This window comes from Bacillus sp. FSL K6-1003, assembly GCF_037964945.1.
Classification (GTDB): Bacteria; Bacillota; Bacilli; order Bacillales; family Bacillaceae; genus Bacillus; species Bacillus mojavensis.
In genome coordinates, this window is the sequence record NZ_CP150176.1 from 919,130 (window position 1) to 933,866 (window position 14,737).

At 42.3% G+C, this 14,737-nt stretch carries 15 protein-coding genes; 10 read left to right on the forward strand and 5 right to left on the reverse strand.

All coding sequences use genetic code 11. From position 1 onward, the window contains the following. Positions 1-53: 53 nt before the first annotated feature. Complete coding sequence (locus NSU16_RS04605; RefSeq protein ID WP_339192213.1) at positions 54-2,639, forward strand: YfhO family protein; 2,586 nt, start codon at positions 54-56, stop codon at positions 2,637-2,639. Here the strand turns inward: NSU16_RS04605 and NSU16_RS04610 are convergent. Further along, on the reverse strand, positions 2,636-3,619 hold the full coding sequence (locus tag NSU16_RS04610; protein WP_339192214.1) for a metal-dependent hydrolase: 984 nt from the start codon (positions 3,617-3,619) through the stop codon (positions 2,636-2,638). The two genes, NSU16_RS04605 and NSU16_RS04610, sit on opposite strands and share 4 nt — an antisense overlap. 215 nt (positions 3,620-3,834) lie before the next feature. On the opposite strand from NSU16_RS04610, the gene mutY reads away from it, so the two are divergent. Continuing rightward, positions 3,835-4,950 carry an A/G-specific adenine glycosylase gene (gene mutY / locus NSU16_RS04615; protein ID WP_339192215.1) on the forward strand — a complete coding sequence of 372 codons (1,116 nt, stop codon included), beginning with the start codon at positions 3,835-3,837 and terminating at the stop codon, positions 4,948-4,950. 6 nt (positions 4,951-4,956) lie between these two features. On the opposite strand, the gene NSU16_RS04620 is transcribed toward mutY, so the two are convergent. Further along, the gene (locus tag NSU16_RS04620; RefSeq protein WP_010333463.1) at positions 4,957-5,181 is read right to left on the reverse strand and encodes a hypothetical protein; all 225 of its coding nucleotides are present in this window, start codon (positions 5,179-5,181) and stop codon (positions 4,957-4,959) included. 82 nt (positions 5,182-5,263) lie between these two features. Here NSU16_RS04620 and fabL point away from each other — a divergent pair, with 82 nt between their 5' ends. The 5 genes from fabL (at position 5,264) to NSU16_RS04645 (ending at position 9,279) form a co-directional block, all read left to right on the forward strand. Continuing rightward, positions 5,264-6,016, forward strand: coding sequence for an enoyl-[acyl-carrier-protein] reductase FabL (gene fabL / locus NSU16_RS04625; protein ID WP_010333464.1), 753 nt, complete (start codon positions 5,264-5,266; stop codon positions 6,014-6,016). 70 nt (positions 6,017-6,086) lie between these two features. Further along, positions 6,087-6,344 (forward strand): gamma type acid-soluble spore protein SspE, encoded by a 258-nt coding sequence (sspE, locus tag NSU16_RS04630; protein ID WP_010333465.1) that lies wholly within the window; start codon positions 6,087-6,089, stop codon positions 6,342-6,344. Between the two features lie 173 nt (positions 6,345-6,517). Next, positions 6,518-6,778, forward strand: coding sequence for a YgaB family protein (locus NSU16_RS04635; protein WP_010333466.1), 261 nt, complete (start codon positions 6,518-6,520; stop codon positions 6,776-6,778). Between the two features lie 143 nt (positions 6,779-6,921). Further along, complete coding sequence (locus tag NSU16_RS04640; protein ID WP_003223272.1) at positions 6,922-7,452, forward strand: DUF402 domain-containing protein; 531 nt, start codon at positions 6,922-6,924, stop codon at positions 7,450-7,452. Positions 7,453-7,536: 84 nt separating this feature from the next. Further along, complete coding sequence (locus tag NSU16_RS04645; RefSeq protein ID WP_168747248.1) at positions 7,537-9,279, forward strand: ABC transporter ATP-binding protein; 1,743 nt, start codon at positions 7,537-7,539, stop codon at positions 9,277-9,279. A gap of 72 nt (positions 9,280-9,351) precedes the next feature. On the opposite strand, the gene NSU16_RS04650 is transcribed toward NSU16_RS04645, so the two are convergent. Further along, the gene (locus tag NSU16_RS04650) at positions 9,352-10,413 is read right to left on the reverse strand and encodes an aromatic acid exporter family protein (protein WP_101863566.1); all 1,062 of its coding nucleotides are present in this window, start codon (positions 10,411-10,413) and stop codon (positions 9,352-9,354) included. A 221-nt stretch (positions 10,414-10,634) separates the two neighbouring features. Beyond that, positions 10,635-11,924 (reverse strand): glutamate-1-semialdehyde 2,1-aminomutase, encoded by a 1,290-nt coding sequence (locus tag NSU16_RS04655; RefSeq protein WP_339192216.1) that lies wholly within the window; start codon positions 11,922-11,924, stop codon positions 10,635-10,637. A gap of 151 nt (positions 11,925-12,075) precedes the next feature. Between NSU16_RS04655 and bcp the strand changes: the two genes are divergently transcribed. Both bcp and perR read left to right on the forward strand, forming a co-directional pair. Continuing rightward, on the forward strand, positions 12,076-12,549 hold the full coding sequence (bcp, locus tag NSU16_RS04660; RefSeq protein WP_010333471.1) for a thioredoxin-dependent thiol peroxidase: 474 nt from the start codon (positions 12,076-12,078) through the stop codon (positions 12,547-12,549). 134 nt (positions 12,550-12,683) lie between these two features. Next, positions 12,684-13,121, forward strand: a complete 438-nt coding sequence (gene perR, locus NSU16_RS04665) for a peroxide-responsive transcriptional repressor PerR (RefSeq protein ID WP_010333472.1) — start codon at positions 12,684-12,686, stop codon at positions 13,119-13,121. 30 nt (positions 13,122-13,151) lie between these two features. Here the strand turns inward: perR and NSU16_RS04670 are convergent, their stop codons facing one another. Then, entirely contained in the window at positions 13,152-13,505 is a 354-nt protein-coding gene (locus NSU16_RS04670; protein WP_010333473.1) for a YgzB family protein, read from the reverse strand. 206 nt (positions 13,506-13,711) lie between these two features. Here NSU16_RS04670 and NSU16_RS04675 point away from each other — a divergent pair, with 206 nt between their 5' ends. Continuing rightward, on the forward strand, positions 13,712-14,596 hold the full coding sequence (locus NSU16_RS04675; RefSeq protein WP_168747251.1) for a nucleotidyltransferase-like protein: 885 nt from the start codon (positions 13,712-13,714) through the stop codon (positions 14,594-14,596). Positions 14,597-14,737: the final 141 nt, after the last annotated feature.

Sequence of the window (14,737 nt, forward strand, 5' to 3'; positions counted from 1 at the left end):
TGGCAGTGCTTTTTTGCATGCTTACAAGTTAACGGCAAGACTGGAGAATCCTTATGAAAAAAAGAAAACATGTCTTCATTTATGCGGCCAGTCTGTTCATAGCGGTTCTAGCACACGCTTTTTTTGTGAAAGAATGGGCGGATGGCAGATATATGACCGGTCCCGGTGACGGACTGGCGCAAATGATCGTATTTAAGAAATTATTATATGAACAATACACGCAAGGAAACTTTTTCTATCATTATTCATTCGGACTCGGCGGAGGCACATTCAGTCAGCTTGGCTATTATTTTTCTGCTTCTTTTCTTTTTCTTGCGACTTCCGCCGCAGTATGGCTGTTGCAATCCGTTCATCTCATCGGTGAGGCGGACACGCTTTTTTGGGCGCAGGCAGCCGTTTTTATCAGCATTTTTAAGCTGAGTCTGATTATTTTTACAGCAGCTTCTGTTTTCAGCTATTTGCTCAAACGCAGAGCAGCGGCATTTACGGGTGCTGTCCTATACGGAGTATCGATTATTTACTTTCGCCACGAAGCGTATTGGGAATTTTTTACCGATACAATGATTTGGCTCCCGCTTCTCGTGCTCGGAGCAGAAAAAATCATCCGAGAGCGGCGTCCGGCATGGTTTATCATTGCTTGCTCCTTGAGCTTAATCAACAATTTTTACTTTGCATACATAAATCTGATTTTCATTGGAATTTATATCTTGTTCAGATGGTTTATCAAGCTGGAAGAACACGAAGTGAAAAAATGGGTTCAATGCAGAATGTTTATCGTCTCGGGACTCATTTCTTTTGGTATCAGTGCGGCGGTATTTGTGCCGGTGGTTTACGGATATTTAAATAACCTGCGCCCACCGTATAATGAAAAAATAGAGTGGCTGAATTTCGATGATAATATTTTATTTTCGAGCAGGATTATCGTGGTGCCAGCCATCTTTTTACTGTTTTTGTTTGTCATTTCTTTTTATAAACACCGCGTGTTTCGCCTTTTTGCCGGAATGAGCCTTCTGTTTATTCTCTTTCATTTCAGTCCTTATGCGGCAAGCGCCTTTAACGGCTTTTCCGCACCGCAAAACCGGTTTGAATATATTTTGGCCTTTACAATCGCCGGGGCGGCAGCGGCAGGTTTATCACAGCTACAGGAGCTGAGGCGGAAAGAATTGCTTCCAGCAGCAGCGATTGTTCTGCTTCTTTACTGGTATCATGTCCAAAGATATGAGCTTGATATATGGAAGCCAGCGAATGAAAGCATCTTACTGCTTTTGTTCCTGACAATTGCTGCTTTGTTTGCCGCAGTTTTTGTGAAAAAACGGGCAAAGCTTGCTGTATACGGTGTGGTGATTTTGTCTTCGCTGCTTGTCGCTAACACCTATCAGAAATATGCGCTCTCAGAAGGAGGCGGGTTGGACAGTGTCTCAAAATCCTATATTACAAGCGAGGAATACAAAGGAGACGAACAATCTAAGCTCATCAGACGTGTGCAAAAGGAAGACAATGACCCGCTCGTGAGAATCGACTGGATGAATGGCGTGCGCAATAACACTCCGATTATTTACGGGTTTAATGGATTCAGCGCCTACTCGAGCATTTTAAACAGCCATCTGCTCTCCTTTTATTGGAATGATCTTCGCATCGATATGGGAAGAGAAAGTGTCAGCCGCTACGCTTCATTGGGGGACAGAGCGAACTTGTACAGCCTGCTTTACGGCAGATACTATATGACGGAAAAAATAAACGAAGCGAATGTTCCATACGGCTTTACAAAACATATGGAATCAGAGCACTACACCGTTTATGAAAATCAATATATGCTTCCTTTCGTCAAATCAGCCGAAAGGGTTTACGCAGAAAGTGACCTGAAAAAGTTGCCGGCACTTGCAAAAGAGCAAGCGATGCTCAAAGGAATTGTATTAGCAGATCCAACTGAAAAAACAGAGCAGCCCCCTGATCTGACGAATCTGATTTCCAAATCGGACATCACTGCAAAACAAGCTCAATATCAAAACGGACTCCTGACTGTAACTGGAGAAAACGGAGGAGAATTGATCATCACCCCGAAAAAGCCATCAGTCGGTCCGGGCGATTACTATGTCAGTTTTTATTTGAAAAGCAAAGCAAGAGACAAAGGATTTACGCTAAAGGTAAATGATTATGTCACAACAAGAAAATCCAATCAATCGATCTATAAAACGGGTGTAAATGATTTAACCATCAGAGTGCCTAAAGCAGATCATATCTCGATCAGGCTTCCGAAAGGAACGTACGAGCTTTCACACATAGCGCTTTATGCAGAAAATTATCAAACATTAAAAAACGCTGTGTCGCAAAACAAAACAGAGAGAACAGACAGCCTGGAATGGAATAAAAACAAGCTGACATTCACATATCACAATTCTAAACCCCAGTACATCATGCTCCCGATTCCGTATGAGAAAGGCTGGGAGCTGAAAATTAACGGAAAACAGCAGAAAATTGAAAAAGCCGATTACACTTTTATTGGTTTTAAGGCGCAAAAGGGAGACAATCAAATTGAACTGACCTACTATCCGCCATATTTTAAGATATCGGCTGTGATTTCTTTCATCAGTCTGCTCCTAGCTGTTTTTTATACAAGACGCAAAAAAGCCCGGCTCTAAATAGAGCCGAGCTTTAATTTTTTCTGAAGCTTTTCTTCGCTGAATATCCAGCCAGTATAAGATGAGCGTATTTCAAGATCATGGCTGATATGAACGATTGCCACAAACGGATAGTGCCCTTTACTCCGATAACGCAGGTCAATAAACCGGACCTCATAATGGTCTTTATACGTATCCACTTCCCACCTGTAAACCGGAGAGAACGAAAGAAACGCTGCAATGTTGTCATCCTGTTTCGCAGCTCGCATAACATCGGTTTCAGGAACCGGCACCCGATTAAATGTATCAAGTATCACCACATGCCCGTCCATGCTCCTTCCTACATAAAAAGCATGTGCGGTCGTAACGGCAATTCGCCATTGCCGGAATTTCATCGTCGGTGAAATGATAATGCTTTCGATCTCTTCATCAATTATCTCACGGAGCTGCCGTTTGATTCGCAGCTGCATCATCAGGCGCAAGATATAATAGCCTGCCAGTATGACGTATAAGCTGAGAAACGTGATGCCGGGACTCCCGCCTGCATACCAAATCGCGATAGCTGCCAGATGGCTGATAAAAATAAACGGATCAAACGTATTAATCAGCCCGAGCGCAACCCATTTTTTCGAAAATGGACGAATGGCTTGTGTTCCATAGGCGTTGAATATATCAACAAAGACATGCAGAACGACTGCCAGCAGTGTCCACAGCCACAGGTGCAGAAAATCGGCCTGAGGATAAAATAAATACAGAATCGCCGGGATGATGACAGACCAAAACAAAACGGCGGGAATAGAATGGGTAAAACCTCTGTGATTTCTTATATAAACAGCATTATTCTTAAGTTTTAACACAGTATCGATATCAGGAGCCTGTGAGCCCGCAAGCGTAGCGATCATGACTGCGTGAGCCATTGCCGGATCTGTTCCGACAACCGGATCCAGTGTCGCAATTCCGCCGAGTGCGATGCCCATGACAACATGTGTGCCCGTATCCATAGGTGACCTCCTTGCAGGTTTATCCTGCACATTCACTTTGTAAGACATTCCCTAATTTTATATACCCAATCTTTTAACCTGTTCAATCGTTCTCATATGTTTCCGCTTTTTCTTTACTTCTATTTAATGTAACATATTATCGTACTGTGCCCTTAGTGTACAACAAAAAACAGTCTAAAGAAAAGCGGGGCGCGAGAGACTGGGGAGAAACACATATGAACGTACTTGAAGATAAGGTAAGACAAAAAGATATACAGCAATTTCAAAATGATTTAATTACATGGTTCGAAAGAGAACAGCGCATTCTGCCGTGGAGAGAGGACCAAGATCCGTATAAAGTGTGGGTGTCTGAAGTGATGCTCCAGCAAACGAGAGTAGAGACGGTCATTCCTTACTTTTTACGGTTTGTGGAGCAATTCCCGACAGTAGAAGCGCTCGCTGATGCCGATGAAGAAAAAGTGCTCAAAGCATGGGAAGGTCTCGGTTATTACTCGCGGGTCAGAAACCTGCAGAGCGCTGTAAAAGAAGTGAAGCAGCAGTACGGAGGAGTTGTTCCATCAGAAGAAAAAGAGTTTGGCGGCTTAAAAGGCGTAGGCCCTTACACAAAAGGAGCAGTGCTAAGCATTGCCTACAATAAACCGATTCCCGCGGTTGACGGAAATGTGATGCGTGTTATGTCGAGAATTCTGTCCATCTGGGATGATATAGCTAAGCCAAAAACAAGAACCGTTTTTGAAGAAGCGGTCCGTGTGTTTATTTCAAAAGAAAAACCCTCGGAATTCAATCAAGGTTTAATGGAGCTGGGAGCCATCATCTGCACGCCGAAATCACCTTCTTGCCTGCTTTGTCCTGTCCAGCGGCATTGCTCAGCGTTTGCAGAAGGGACTGAACGAGAACTCCCGGTGAAAAGAAAAAAGAAAAAACCCGGGATCAAAACAATGGCTGCAATTGTACTGACAGATGATGACGGACAAGTCTATATTCATAAACGCCCGTCTAAGGGACTGCTAGCCAATCTGTGGGAATTCCCGAATCTTGAAACACAAAAAGGAATGAAAACAGAGCGCGAGCAGCTCACTGCATTTTTAGAAAGTGATTTTGGCATACAAGCTGAAATCAGTGACCTCCAAGGTGTAGTGGAGCATGTTTTCACCCACCTGGTATGGAATATTTCTGTGTTTTTCGGTAAAGTAAAACAAGTGTCGGATGCTGCAGAACTGAAAAAAGTAACGAAGGAAGAGCTCGAAGAATTCGCGTTTCCAGTGTCACATCAAAAAATTTGGAAGATGGCAGTGGAAGCAGCCGGAGTATATAATTCGGCTGCTCGGTAAGAGTCCTTAATCATAACTGACGCGCGTGCCGTGGCTGTAGTCTGCTTCATTGCGCTTCATTCCGCCGCGCGCTTCAATCTCTTGGGTTAATTCACGGTATTTTGATTGGCCTTCTTCGTTCAAATAAGGCATAATTTGCTGAAAGGCATGATGAAAATAGGCGAGTTCACTGTTTTTCCAGTCTTTTTTGGAAATCATGGTCAATTCGCTCATATCTCGTCCGACATACATAACGGAAGACCCCCTTTAAAGTTCTTGCCATTATTGTTTGTGGAATGAAGAGAACTATACGCTACAAGGAGCTGAGGAAAAAATGGAACAAAATAAATGCGCACTCGTAACAGGAAGCAGCCGCGGCGTCGGAAAAGCAGCGGCGATCAGACTTGCGGAAAATGGCTATAATATTGTCATTAACTATGCACGCAGCAAAAAAGCCGCTCTGGAAACTGCGGAAGAAATCGAAAAACTTGGTGTTAAAGTGCTTATTGTAAAAGCAAACGTGGGACAGCCCGCAAAAATTAAAGAGATGTTTCAGCAGATTGATGAAACCTTTGGAAGGCTGGATGTTTTTGTTAATAACGCTGCATCAGGTGTACTGAGACCGGTTATGGAATTAGAGGAGACACATTGGGACTGGACGATGAACATCAATGCAAAAGCCTTGCTTTTCTGCGCTCAGGAAGCGGCAAAGCTGATGGAGAAGAACGGCGGCGGTCATATTGTCAGCATCAGCTCATTAGGTTCAATCCGCTACCTTGAAAACTATACGACAGTTGGTGTGTCAAAAGCTGCATTAGAGGCTTTAACCCGTTATCTCGCAGTAGAGCTTTCACCAAAACAGATTATCGTAAATGCAGTATCAGGCGGAGCGATTGACACAGATGCGCTCAAACACTTCCCGAACAGAGAAGATCTTTTGGAGGATGCGCGTCAAAATACCCCGGCGGGACGTATGGTAGAGATTAAAGACATGGTCGATACGGTTGAATTTTTAGTGTCTTCAAAAGCTGATATGATTCGCGGACAGACCATTATCGTTGACGGCGGGCGCTCACTGCTCGTTTAAAAAATTTTTTTGAAAAAAGGAATAGCCAATCGATTACCTGCACATTCTAATGACCGTGGAGGTGATAACAATGGCTAACTCAAATAATTTCAGCAAAACTAACGCTCAACAAGTTAGAAAACAAAACCAACAATCAGCTGCTGGTCAAGGTCAATTCGGTACTGAATTTGCTAGCGAAACAAACGTTCAGCAAGTCAGAAAACAAAACCAACAATCAGCTGCTGGCCAACAAGGTCAATTCGGCACTGAATTCGCAAGCGAAACAAACACTCAGCAGGTAAGACAGCAAAACCAATCTGCTGAACAAAACAAACAACAAAACAGCTAATCACTGAAACAGAAAAAAGCACTTCATCTTCGGGTGGAAGTGCTTTTTTCTGTTTGAAAAACGACAAAACTTGTGAAAGCTCAACAGAATGAGTCAAAGGGTTTGCCGGATCAGGATCGAAATGATTAATGGTGGAAACGTTTAGACTTTGACCAAGGCTGAAGGAGGAACCGATGACGGAATTTGAAAAGCTGGTAATAGAACAGATGAAAACGATGGACAAGCTTCTCGATCTCCAATCAGAGCTCGACCGCTGCAAACAAATCGAAGCAGAACTCCGGCACTTGGAAAGGGATGCAAGGCTGCGCGGTATTCAGGATGAAATTGCGGTAAAACGAAAACATCTTGCTGATATACAGGATATGTTTCAAAAGCAGACAGAGCAGGTAATTCGTTCATATCGTAGCTCAGAAAAGCCGTCTTCCTTTGTGTAGAGCAGGAATGTGCCATTCCCAAGCCGGAATGGCTCTTTTATTTTCATTTTTCAATTTGTAACGTTATAATAGGTAAAAGACGTTGTCGGTAAGCAAGTTTGGACATACTAACTGTAGGGCTTTATAGAAAGTAGGGGAGAAATATGGGTTATCCCAAGGAAGGAGAAACCATTCAAATTCACAGCTATAAGCATAACGGGCTGATCCACAGAATTTGGAATGAAACGACAATCTTAAAAAGTACAGAAATGTGTGTCATCGGAGCCAATGACCGGACGATGGTAACCGAATCAGACGGCCGGACATGGATAACCAGAGAGCCCGCAATCTGTTATTTTCACGCAAGACAATGGTTTAATGTCATCGGGATGCTGAGGGAAGACGGGGTTCACTATTACTGCAACATCAGTTCTCCGTTTGCCTATGATGGCGAAGCAATTAAATATATTGATTACGACTTGGATGTTAAGGTATTTCCTGACATGACCTATAATATTCTCGACGAAGATGAGTATGATGATCATCGGAAAGCCATGAATTATCCAAAAGAAATTGACAGTATTTTAAGAGACTACTTAAATACGCTGCTTCACTGGATTCATCAGCGGCAGGGACCGTTTGCGCCCGAGTTTGTCGATATGTGGTATGAACGGTATTTGCGCTATACAAAATAATGGTTACGTAAAAACCTGTTGCGGGGTACAACAGGTTTTTCACATGGGCTCACACACATCATGATAAAGAGAGGGGGAATCAACGTGGGGGTTATGAAACGCTATATGCAATTCGTCAAACCTTATAAGAAGCAAATTTTCATTACAGTATTAATCGGGATCGTAAAATTCTCCATTCCGCTTGCTCTCCCATTGCTTTTGAAGTACGTAGTTGATGATATTATTCAAGGAGGCGGCACGGCCAGTGACAAAACAACGTCATTGTTCACCATTATGGCGATCATGTTCGCCTTATTTTTAATTTTGCGCCCGCCAGTTGAATATTATCGCCAATATTTTGCCCAGTGGACAGCCAGTAAGGTACTCTATGATATAAGAGCCAAGCTGTTTGATCATATACAGAAGCTGAGTCTTCGTTTTTATGCGAATACTAGAACAGGGGAAGTCATTTCCCGAGTGATCAACGATGTGGAACAGACAAAGGACTTTGTGATCACAGGTCTGATGAATATATGGCTCGATATGCTGACGATTTTGATCGTGATCTCTATCATGCTGACACTGGACGTGAAATTAACGCTTATTTCTGTGGTTTTATTTCCATTATACGGAATATCAGTGAAGTATTTTTACGGCCGTTTAAGAAAGCTGACAAGAGAGCGGTCACAGGCACTTGCTCAGGTGCAGGGGCATTTGCATGAACGGATTCAAGGCATGCCGGTGATCAGAAGCTTTGCGATAGAAGACCATGAGCAGGCTAACTTTAACGAAAAAAACAGCCATTTCTTAGATAAAGCAATCAGTCATACGAATTGGAATGCCAAGACCTTTGCAGTTGTCAACACCATTACAGATCTGGCACCGCTCATCGTGATTGCATTTGCCGGATATTTTGTCATCAACGGACCGCTGACTGTCGGAACGATGGTTGCGTTTGTCGGATATATCGACAGAATGTATAACCCTGTCAGAAGGCTGATTAATTCATCTACAACCTTGACGCAGTCAATCGCTTCAATGGACAGGGTGTTTGAATTTATTGACGAGCCGTATGAGCTGACTGACAAACCAAATGCCATCAAAGCTGACCATATCCGCGGAGAAGTCGAATTTCAAAATGTATCGTTTCAATATGAAAAGGAAAAAGAAAACATCCTTCATGACGTGTCATTAAAAGTAATCAGAGGAGAAACTGTAGCTCTCGTTGGAATGAGCGGCGGAGGGAAATCCACGCTCGTCAGCCTGATTCCAAGGTTTTATGATGTATCAAGCGGCAGTCTATTGATTGACGGGACAGATATTCGGGATTATGAAGCAAGAAGTCTGCGCAATCAGGTTGGCATGGTGCTTCAGGATACCTTTTTATTCAGTGAAACGATTAGAGAAAATATCGCGATCGGAAAACCTAACGCCACGCTTGAAGACATTATGGAAGCCGCAAAAGCAGCTAATGCACATGATTTTATTATGAGTTTTCCGGAAGGGTATGAGACCCGTGTAGGAGAAAGAGGCGTTAAGCTCTCTGGGGGACAAAAACAGCGGATTTCCATTGCGCGTGTATTTCTGAAAAATCCGCCGCTGCTGATCTTGGATGAAGCCACTTCAGCTTTGGATCTTGAAAGTGAACACTACATTCAAGAAGCGATGGATAAACTGGCGAAGGACAGAACAACTTTTGTCGTGGCTCACCGCTTATCAACGATTACGCATGCGGATAAAATTGTCGTCATGGAAAACGGAACAATCATTGAAACCGGAACTCATGATGAACTGATGGATTATGACAGTCAATACAAGCACTTATTCACAATCCAAAACTTGAATTAAACTTCAATCTTATATCCTTTTATCAAGGATATAAGATTTTTTTGTATAAAAAAACCCGGCATATGAACCGGGCTACTCTTCTATTTCCATTTCGCAGTCTTTCGGATGGTACGTTTGAAAGCTTGTAATAAGTGTTTCTAAATGTTCAAGCTGCTCGCGGTATTCTACAGCGCTTGCCATAATATTAAGCATATTATAATCAAGAAGCTCATCATCTGAGTTGCGCTGGTTTTTAAGAAATGACTTTGTCAGCAGCTGTTTGTATTGGATGCCTTCTTCATCTGTATCATCATGCGGTTTAATTTTGCCGACAAACCTCATCAAAATCCGCTCGTGCCAATAAAGCAGGTAATCAAGTTCTTCAGTCAGTGTTTCCTGAAACTCTTCAGGCATATGATAAATCTCGTTTTCCAGGCGATGCAGCTTCTTCAGCGTGTCGAGCGCCCGGTTTGCGGTTATTATCGCCTGTCTGAACAGGACAAGTTTTCTTGATTTCACGTAAGTCGTTTTCTTAAAGTAGCTTCTTTCTTCTTTATATAGAAGATATGTCTGATCAAGCTTGAGCATTTTTTCTTTCAATTTTTCAATATCCTCTTTCAAAATCGAATGCTCTGTTGACTGGCGCATAATCAGCCTGATCCATTTCATGATTTCTTCAGTGTTTTCGACTGTGTTATGAATCAGCTTTGTCTCGTACTTAGGCGGCAGGAACACCAGGTTGACGATAAAGGAAGAAAGCACCCCTAAAATGACTGTGCTTGTTCTGATCAGCGCAAACATTAAAAAGTCGTCACCGGCAGATTCTAAAATCGCAATAACTGTAACAAGAGCAATGGAAATCGTATGTTCAATTTTAAGCTTCAGCATTATGGTAATAACAATCACTGCTGTCAATCCGATCATAATCGGACTGGGTCCGAAAATAAGACCGAATACTGTGGCAATAACAGCTCCGATAATATTTGCCTGAACCTGATCAATAATAATAAGAAAAGAGCGGTAAATTGATGGCTGGATCGCAAATATCGCTGCAATCCCAGCAAAAATCGGTGCGGGAAGTCCGATCCACGAAGCTAAATAAAGAGCCAGCGTAATCGCGATCCCTGTTTTGAAAATGCGGGCACCAAGTTTCATTGGTTTGTGCGTGCATTCCTTTCTATAATAAATTGTTTGACCTAGCAAATGGCTAATCATTAAAATTCCCTGTGAGTTTATTTGCTAAACAATTAAGTAATATACAGGGATCAATACAATTATTCAAGCTATTTCTCAAGAAAAAGACCAAAATCTTACACGCTTTTTAAAAGTACACAAAAACAGGAGCTTATAAGCTCCTGTCCGCCTGATGTGCAATATTACTTTTTAAGATGTTTAAAAGCATCCTCAACAGCAGCAAGCGTATCTTTAATGTCCTGCTCTGTATGTGCTGTTGTAATAAACCACGCTTCATATTTAGAAGGTGCGAGATTAATGCCGCGCTCCAGCATCAGCGTGAAAAACGTAGCGAATGTTTCACCGTCACTGCGTTCTGCCTGATCGTAATTTTCTACTTTCTCATCAGAGAAGTAAACCGTCAGTGCACCCTTTAAGCGATTGACTGTTATTGTGATGCCATGGGTTTCTGCGTGTGCCAAAATGCCTTCCTCAAGCATAGCGCCAAGACGGTCAAGCTTTTCATACACGCCTTCTTCTTTCAGCACTTCCAGGCAAGCAATGCCAGATAAAATAGAAGCGGGGTTTCCGGCCATTGTTCCTGCCTGATATGCAGGGCCGAGCGGTGCGACTTGCTCCATAATTTCTTGTTTCCCGCCATAGGCTCCAATTGGAAGTCCGCCGCCAATAATTTTTCCGAGTGCAGTTAAATCCGGTTTAACCTGTAAAAGATCCTGAGCACCACCATACATAAAGCGGAAAGCAGTAATGACTTCATCATAAATAACGAGGGCGCCCGCATTGTGTGTCAGTTCGTTTACTTGCTCTAAGAAACCTTCTTTCGGCTCAACGATACCGAAGTTGCCGACAATCGGTTCAACCAGAACCGCTGCGATTTCACTGCCCCATTTATCTAAGGCCGCTTTGTAGCTCTCAATATCATTAAATGGAACTGTAATGACCTCGTTTGCAATGCTTTTCGGTACACCGGCTGAGTCAGGTGTGCCCAGAGTAGACGGACCGGAGCCGGCCGCTACGAGCACAAGATCTGAATGGCCGTGATAACAGCCTGCAAATTTAATGATTTTGGTGCGGCCTGTGTAAGCACGAGCCACTCGGATGGTCGTCATCACAGCTTCTGTCCCTGAATTGACGAATCTTACTTTATCCATAGCAGGAATGGCTTCCTTCAGCATCTTTGCAAAAGTAACCTCATGTTTTGTCGGTGTTCCATATAATACACCGTTTTCTGCCGCTTTTTTAATCGCCTCTGTAATATGCGGGTGGGCATGTCCGGTAATGATCGGGCCGTAAGCCGCCAAATAATCAATGTATTTATTCCCGTCTACGTCCCAAAAATAAGCGCCATTTGCTTTCTCCATTGCAACAGGAGAACCCCCGCCAACTGCTTTATATGATCTTGAAGGGCTGTTTACACCGCCGACAATATGCTCTAATGCTTCACGGTGAAGTTCAACTGATTTTGTATACAAAAATAATAACCTCCTATATCTCCATGCGTCCCCTCTATTGTAGCATGCTTCGAGACAAGAACAACGGATTCAGGCTCAAGATTAGGGGCCATGGTTGTAATCTGGACAAGAATTGGATACGCTTAATACAAAAACATCCGGAGGTAATGAAATGACTATTGAAATCGGACAAAAAGCGCCTGATATAGAGTTGAAAGGTGATCATGGGGAAATAGTAAAATTATCGGATTATGAAGGGCAGTATATCGTCCTTTACTTTTATCCAAAAGACATGACACCGGGATGCACAACTGAAGCCTGCGATTTTCGTGACAGCCATGAAAACTTCGCTGAGCTGGATGCTGTGATTATCGGCGTTAGCCCGGACAGCGAGGAAAAACACGGGAAATTTAAAGAGAAGCACAATCTGCCGTTTTTGCTGCTTGTCGATGACGAACACAAGCTGGCGGAGGCATTTGATGTGTGGAAACTGAAGAAAAACTTCGGAAAAGAATATATGGGAATTGAACGCTCCACTTTTTTGATTGACAAAGATGGCCGGCTCGTTAAAGAATGGAGAAAGGTAAAAGTGAAAGACCATGTAGCCGAAGCGCTCCAGACGCTGAAAGATATGTCGGAAAAGTAAAATTGTCAGTCAGCTTTATAATAGATGCTGCAACTTTTACCCTAATATCAATTGACAAATTATCGTAAAAAGAGGTACACTAATTATAAACATTATAATGTAAGAATCTTTTTTAGAAGAGAGGTGCATGACGGATGGCTGCACATGAACTAAAAGAAGCCTTAGAAACGTTGAAGGAAACCGGAGTTCGCATTACTCCTCAACGTCATGCGATTCTGGAATATCTCGTTAACTCTATGGCTCATCCAACAGCGGACGATATATATAAAGCTCTGGAAGGGAAATTTCCTAACATGAGCGTAGCGACGGTATATAACAACTTGCGTGTGTTCCGGGAATCCGGCCTGGTAAAAGAGCTCACATATGGCGATGCTTCTAGCAGATTTGATTTTGTTACATCCGATCACTATCACGCCATTTGTGAAAGCTGCGGTAAAATTGTGGACTTCCACTATCCCGGCCTTGACGAAGTGGAGCAGCTCGCTGCACATGTGACCGGCTTTAAAGTAAGCCACCACCGTTTAGAAATTTACGGCGTCTGCCAAGAGTGTTCAAAAAAAGAAAACCATTAAAATAAGCTGACCGCAAAACGGTCAGCTTATTTATTTCGACATTTTCTTCTTATTATAAGACTCATCAAATTCTTTTCCTTCTAAGCTTTGATCTAAAGTCAGCGGCTCTCTGCAATGCATACACATATCTACTCTGCCTAAAACCTTGGTCTCTTTTTCACAGCCAGGGCAAATGACACGAACCGCTTTGGTCGAGAGCATGCCGATCCAAAAATAAACAACCGTACTGAGTCCGATGGATAAAAGCCCAAGTATCATAAACAAACTCGAAAGCAAAACGGACTCCTTAAAAAAAATCCCGATGTACATAATGATAAACCCAACGAAAACCAAACTTAACGCAAACGTTCTGATCTTATTAATTTTGCTGGAGTATTTCGCCATGTCCATCCCCCTCTGAATTAAATATAGCACAAACCCGATGGGATTTTCTTCATGTTTTCGTTTGAAATGGATTTTAAATATGGAGACTTGCTTTGAAATTGTTTATAATAGTTCAATGTGTTTAGAAAAAAGGAATTTCGATTTAACCATAGAATTGAATCAAATAGAGAATGAAAAAATTGAACAATTGCATTGGAGGAATAGTGATGGAAAATCTTCTCCGTCCAATTTATCAAGAAAGAGCAAGCCATCCTAATACATTGGCTGTTATTATGATTGAGAGAAGAAACAAAACATCTTCCCTGACAGATAACTTTGATGCCGCTTTACTTGTCATTGTAAAGCAGTCTGATAAACCTGTTTTTATAAAGCATTATGAATTTGATCACAAAACAGCCTCTTTACATGTGATAACTGATGCTCAGGTTCAAGAATGGATTTTGCTCGGCACAAATAGAAGAATAATAGATTGGATTGTAAACGGAAGAGTCATGTTTGACCGCAATGAGTATATTGCAGAGCTTATCGACAGGCTTAATACTTTTCCGTTTGCAGAACGCAAACTGAAGATCGGCCTTGAATACGGCAAGTTAATTAGAAGATACGTTGAAGGAAAAGCTTTCTTTGAAGCCAATCAATTTTTAGATGCCTACAATGCGGTAGTTCATGCCCTGCATCATCTCGCACGTATTGAAGTAATAGACAGAGGATTCCATCCCGAAACCACTGTGTGGAGTCAAGTGCGTCAAATAGAGCCTCAAGTGTACAAATTATATTCCGAGCTGATTGAAAGTCACGAAAGCTTGGAAAAAAGGCTTGAATTATTATTCTTAGCAAATGATTTTCTGATTCATTCTAAAGCTGAGATTGGTTCAGCACATCTTTTCGAAGTCATGAAAGAAAAGGACATATGGCAATTTAGCGAGCTTCTTCAGCATCCTGACTTAATCCATTTCACTCAAGACCTTGGCGTCATGCTTGATTACCTGACGGAAAAAGGTCTTATCAGCGTGTGCCGAATGGAAACCAAAGGACAGTCTGTCTTTCATCGAGGATATTCTTTTAAAAAAGATGTTGACTCTGATTCTTGAGCATGGTATATTATTAAACGTCGCTGATGCGCTTCTGAAAAAACAAGCTCACAGCGGCGGAGAAATAAAATAAAAAACATTTGACAAAACAAAGTCGAAATGTTATACTAATAAAGTCGCTTCTCCAAGAAGTGTTGATGA

Bases quoted from the DNA above. Each gene is read 5' to 3' on its own strand.
- NSU16_RS04605 (WP_339192213.1), top strand. From the start codon at position 54: ATGAAAAAAAGAAAACATGTCTTCATTTATGCGGCCAGTCTGTTCATA.
- NSU16_RS04610 (WP_339192214.1), bottom strand. From the start codon at position 3,619: ATGGATACGGGCACACATGTTGTCATGGGCATCGCACTCGGCGGAATT.
- mutY (WP_339192215.1), top strand. From the start codon at position 3,835: ATGAACGTACTTGAAGATAAGGTAAGACAAAAAGATATACAGCAATTT.
- NSU16_RS04620 (WP_010333463.1), bottom strand. From the start codon at position 5,181: ATGTATGTCGGACGAGATATGAGCGAATTGACCATGATTTCCAAAAAA.
- fabL (WP_010333464.1), top strand. From the start codon at position 5,264: ATGGAACAAAATAAATGCGCACTCGTAACAGGAAGCAGCCGCGGCGTC.
- sspE (WP_010333465.1), top strand. From the start codon at position 6,087: ATGGCTAACTCAAATAATTTCAGCAAAACTAACGCTCAACAAGTTAGA.
- NSU16_RS04635 (WP_010333466.1), top strand. From the start codon at position 6,518: ATGACGGAATTTGAAAAGCTGGTAATAGAACAGATGAAAACGATGGAC.
- NSU16_RS04640 (WP_003223272.1), top strand. From the start codon at position 6,922: ATGGGTTATCCCAAGGAAGGAGAAACCATTCAAATTCACAGCTATAAG.
- NSU16_RS04650 (WP_101863566.1), bottom strand. From the start codon at position 10,413: ATGAAACTTGGTGCCCGCATTTTCAAAACAGGGATCGCGATTACGCTG.
- bcp (WP_010333471.1), top strand. From the start codon at position 12,076: ATGACTATTGAAATCGGACAAAAAGCGCCTGATATAGAGTTGAAAGGT.
- perR (WP_010333472.1), top strand. From the start codon at position 12,684: ATGGCTGCACATGAACTAAAAGAAGCCTTAGAAACGTTGAAGGAAACC.
- NSU16_RS04670 (WP_010333473.1), bottom strand. From the start codon at position 13,505: ATGGCGAAATACTCCAGCAAAATTAATAAGATCAGAACGTTTGCGTTA.
- NSU16_RS04675 (WP_168747251.1), top strand. From the start codon at position 13,712: ATGGAAAATCTTCTCCGTCCAATTTATCAAGAAAGAGCAAGCCATCCT.